We start from the raw sequence: 3,418 nt of genomic DNA, 5'->3' as shown, positions 1-3,418 counted from the left end.
AGCTGGTAGTAGCTGTCGCGCGCGCGCTCGAACTCCTCGGTGGTCAGGGCCACGCCCGCCGTCGGGCCCGTGCCCCCGAGCGGCTGGAAGAGCTTCTTGGGCAGCGTGTCGGCCGACTTGCCCATGCCTTCGCGGGCATTGAAGGCGCGCATCATCGCGATGCGCCGCTCGCCCACCGTGAGGAGCTCCTCCATGGTCGCGTCCCATCCCGTGCCCGTGCGGACGAGCTCGACGGTGTCATTGGGCCCGTAGAGCTGCCACGAGGGGCCCCACACGAACTGGCAGAGACCGAGCGTGTCGAGGGCGGAGTAGAAGCACTGCGACCGGTAGGCGAAGCGGACCTTGGCGTCGGAGAGATCGGTTGTCGGCAAGGCCGCCGCGATGTCGAGTTGCTGAAGTCGCCCGTGATGGAGACTGCCGGGCTTGGCCCGGAGGGCGGAGTCGTGCTCGGACGATTGGTGATCGGCGCCAAAAGGATTGACGGCGTAGACGAGCCCGAGCGAGCGCTTGACCTGGGGCATGTGAGCGGGCAGCTCCTGGCCCTTGACAGTGACGGTGAGATCTACCGCGTCCTGTCCGATGCTCTTGGCGGCCCGCAGGCTGCCCTCGGCGAGGAGATCGCCGATGCCGCGTCGGAGCGCGATGGCCTCGATGGCGCGCAGCACCGACCGCCCGTCGCCATAGGCCAGGCCCAGGCCCTTGTCGTCCAGGAGCCCCTTGCTCTTGGCCTCGATGGCCCAGGCGATGGTCGCGCCGGCCGAGATCGTGTCCATCCCGTACATGTTCGCGTCGGCCGAGGCCTTGGAGAGGAGCTTGAGGTCGCCCACGCCGCACATGGTGCCGAAGAAGGTTAGGGTCTCGTACTCGGGCCCGCCGTAGATCGGATCGATGTCGAGGCCGGGCTCGTGGACCTCGACGGTCCGCTTGCACTTGACCACGCAGGCATAGCAGGTGTCGCGCTCCTTCAAGATGGTCTTGGCCAGCGTGGAGCCGTCGATGTCCTTGGCCTGGGCGAAAGTGCCCTCGGTGTAGTTCCGCGTGGGTTGGCCGCCCACCTTGTCCTGGATGGCGAGGACACCGGCGGTGCCGTACTCCCCGAACCACACGATGCCGGGGTTGGCCTCCTGCAGCTCCTTGAGCCGCTTGACGAGACCGCGGAACTGCTCGGGCGCCGCGGGCTTGGGACTGTGCGAACCACGCACGACCACGGCCTTGAGGCGCTTCGATCCCATCACGGCGCCGAGTCCCGTGCGACCGTTGGCGCGATTGACCATGTTCATGATTGCCGCGAAGCGGACCAGGTTCTCGCCGGCGGGCCCGATCTGCGCGATCTCCGCCTTCGGATCGCCGACTTCCTCCTTGAGCATGCGGTCCGCATCAGCGGTGACCTTGCCCCAAAGATGCCGGGCGGGCTTGAGCTCGGCCTCGCCGTCGTGCAGCCACAGATAGACGGGCTCCTCGGACTGGCCCGTGAAGACGAGGGCGTCGGCGCCCGCCGCCCGCATCTCGGCGGGGAAGAATCCGCCGCACTGGCTGTCGCCGATGGCCCCCGTGAGAGGGGAGCGCGCGCAGGCGGTCATGCGGCTCTGCCCCGAGATGGCGAGGCCGGTGAGCGGGCTCACGGCCATGACGAGGACATTGTCGGGGCCGAGCGGGTCGGCACCGGCGGGGATCTGCTGGAGCAACAGATAGGTCGCCAGCGCACTCCCGCCCGGGTACTTGCGATACACCTCCTCGGAGAGCGTCTTCTTCTCGATGCTGCCCTTGGCGAGATCGATGTGGTACACAGTGCCGGTGAGTGCCACGAGATGATCTCCTCTGGTTATGAGCCGAGCTACCCGCGTGCCCCACTCGCGTCAGGCGGCAGTGTACCGCAACCCGGACGGGGCATGAGGGGCGTAATCTCGACACGGATGGGCATCCGTGCCCGCTGACACGGGCGCGGTTTGCTGCTGCATCGCGGGCGGCGGCCCCGCCGGCATGATGCTGGGCACCCTGCTCGCCCGCGCGGGCGTCGACGTTGTCGTCCTGGAGAAGCATGCCGATTTCCTGCGCGACTTCCGGGGCGACACCATCCACCCGTCCACGCTCGAGATCATGCACGAGCTAGGATGGCTCGACGAGTTCCTCCAGCTGCCCCACCAGAAAGTCAGGCAGCTGACCGCGGTCGTCGGCTCCCAGCGCGTGACGATCGCGGACCTCGGGCATCTGCCCACGCGCTGCAAGTTCATCGCCTTCATGCCGCAGTGGGACTTTCTGAACTTTCTCGCCCTCCGCGCCGCCCGCTATCCAGGCTTCCGTCTCTGGATGCGGGCCGAGGCCACCGATCTCGTGGAGGAGTCCGGGCGCGTGGTCGGGGTGCGCGTGACGACGCCGGAAGGGACGCAAGAAGTCCGCGCCGACCTCGTGGTGGCCGCGGACGGGCGGCACTCCGTCCTGCGGGAGAGGGCGGGGCTGGCCATCGAGGAGCTGGGAGCGCCGATGGACGTGCTGTGGTTCAAGCTCTCGCGCCGGCCGGACGACCCCGGGGGAGTCATGGGGCAGTTCGGGTCCGGTCGCATCTTCGTCATGCTCGACCGTGGCGACTACTGGCAGTGCGGGTTCGTCATTGCCAAGGGGACGATCGAGTCGCTGCGGGCGCGGGGGATGGAGGCGTTCCGTGAGCAGGTGGCGCTCCTCTCGCCCTGGATCAAAGACCGGACGACGGAGCTGCGCGACTGGGGCGACATGAGTCTCCTGACCGTGCGCGTGGACCGGCTGCGGCAATGGTACCGCACGGGGCTCCTCTGCATCGGTGACGCCGCGCACGCCATGTCCCCCGTGGGGGGCGTCGGCATCAACCTCGCCATCCAGGATGCCGTGGCCAGCGCCAATCTCCTCGCCGCGCCGCTGCGCGAGCGGCGAGTGACGGATGATGACCTGCGCCGGGTCCAGCGCCGGCGCGAGCTCCCCACGCGCGTCATTCAGCGGTTCCAGGTTATCGTTCAGCGGCGGGTCATCGGGCCCGTGTTGAGCAGCACGGGCCCGCCCCGGGCGCCACTCATCCTGCGTCTGCTCGCGCAGCTTCCCGGGCTTCCGCGCATTCCTGCCAGGCTCATCGGAATGGGCGTGAGGCCGGAGCGCGTCCGGACGCCGGAGGCGCCCTTGTATCGCCCCGGCCAGGCGGGCTAAGCTAGCGCCGGCTGATTGCCCCGCCCGTTTCATTGCCGTCACCCTGAAGGAGCTACTGATGGCGCAGAGCCTTACCGCCTATCTCGACCTCGTCAAGCGCATCAAGCCCGAGGAGATCGTGATGATCTCGCAGGAGATCGACCCCGCCTACGAGCTGACCGCCCTCGTGGTCAAGCTCGAGCGCGAGGGCCGACGCCGGCCCGTGGTGATCTGCGAGCGGCTCAAGGGCAGCAAGTTCCCCGTTCTG

The 3,418-nt window shown here is 68.5% G+C and carries 3 protein-coding genes; 2 read left to right on the top strand and 1 reads right to left on the bottom strand.

Features of this window, described 5'->3' with window-relative positions:
* Positions 1-1,805: aldehyde ferredoxin oxidoreductase family protein (locus VGT00_13160; protein HEV8532362.1), on the bottom strand; the 1,805-nt coding region annotated here is incomplete at its 3' end.
* Between the two features lie 118 nt (positions 1,806-1,923).
* Between VGT00_13160 and VGT00_13155 the strand changes: the two genes are divergently transcribed.
* Both VGT00_13155 and VGT00_13150 read left to right on the top strand, forming a co-directional pair.
* On the top strand, positions 1,924-3,171 hold the full coding sequence (locus VGT00_13155) for an FAD-dependent oxidoreductase (GenBank protein ID HEV8532361.1): 1,248 nt from the start codon (positions 1,924-1,926) through the stop codon (positions 3,169-3,171).
* Positions 3,172-3,229: 58 nt separating this feature from the next.
* A partial coding sequence (locus tag VGT00_13150; protein HEV8532360.1) for a hypothetical protein occupies positions 3,230-3,418 on the top strand: 189 nt, incomplete at its 3' end.

It is taken from the genome of Candidatus Methylomirabilota bacterium, from assembly GCA_036002485.1.
GTDB lineage: Bacteria > Methylomirabilota > Methylomirabilia > Rokubacteriales > CSP1-6 > AR37.
The sequence above is the reverse complement of the archived record's forward strand: the minus strand, read 5'-3'. Positions and strand labels throughout refer to the sequence as shown.